1 protein-coding gene is annotated in these 450 nt (G+C 71.3%); it reads right to left on the reverse strand.

Going from position 1 to position 450, the window contains the following annotated elements; translation table 11 throughout:
- Window positions 1–349: roadblock/LC7 domain-containing protein (locus tag RM704_RS44750; protein WP_311593622.1), on the reverse strand; the 349-nt coding region annotated here is incomplete at its 3' end.
- Window positions 350–450: the final 101 nt, after the last annotated feature.

A 450-nucleotide genomic window follows, 5' to 3' on the forward strand; every position in this document is an offset into this window, starting at 1 on the left:
CGCTCATGTTGTGGCCCACCAGGCCCACGTCGGACTCCTCGTCGGCGACGACGGCCAGATGGGCACCGGCGCCCGCCTCGACGATGAACAGCACGCCGCCGTAGAACTCGGCCATCGCGGACCGTACGCCGCCGGTGCCGTCACCGAACTCGATGGACGCGCCGTGCGAGAGGCTCTGGATTCCGGCGGAGATCGCGGCCAGCTGGTCGGCCTGGTCGACCGAGAGCTCGGGGGTGCGGCACAGCTTGAGGCCGTCGCGGGACAGGACGAGGGCGTGGCGGGTGCCGGGGGTGCGGTCGAGCAGCCCCTCCAGCAGCCAGTTGAGCTTCTCGTCGGTGGTCGCGGTCATCGGGTGTTGCCTTCCGGGTGCGGGGAGTTGGCACGTACCGCCCGGCTGAAGGTGCTGAAGCGCGCAGCCTGGACCTTCGGGTCGGTGGTACGGGCCTGGGG

The organism is Streptomyces gottesmaniae, from assembly GCF_031845845.1.
Taxonomy (GTDB): domain Bacteria; phylum Actinomycetota; class Actinomycetes; order Streptomycetales; family Streptomycetaceae; genus Streptomyces; species Streptomyces akebiae.